The sequence below is a fragment of the Robertmurraya sp. DFI.2.37 genome (genome assembly GCF_029211245.1).
Classification (GTDB): domain Bacteria; phylum Bacillota; class Bacilli; order Bacillales; family Cytobacillaceae; genus Robertmurraya; species Robertmurraya methanolica_A.
In genome coordinates this window covers 1-286 of record NZ_JARGEJ010000944.1, presented here as the reverse complement: position 1 = coordinate 286, position 286 = coordinate 1, and the positions used below count along the sequence as shown (strand labels likewise).

Genomic DNA, 286 nt, shown 5'->3' with positions numbered 1-286 from the left:
CTCACATCATACGTGGATGCTAAGCCAGGTGAATCTGTAACAATTGTCCCTGAAAAAAAATGGGCAGGTCAACTATTCGATTCATACATCACAATGGCTGATAATGCTCAAGCAAAAGCAGACTCTATCCGTTATGGCGTATCATTCGATGGTATGACTATCAATCTTAATGACAAGGCTGCAGGAAATGTTTACTTTACAGTTCATTATATGAATGTTTTCGGTAAGGTTAAATCTGACAATGTAACCTTGAACTTTAATGAAAAAACTCCTGATGCAGAAGAAA

1 protein-coding gene is annotated in these 286 nt (G+C 37.1%); it reads left to right on the top strand.

Features of this window, described 5'->3' with window-relative positions; translation table 11 throughout:
* On the top strand, positions 1-286 hold a 286-nt coding region (locus PZE06_RS29265), incomplete at both ends, for a hypothetical protein (RefSeq protein ID WP_275792583.1).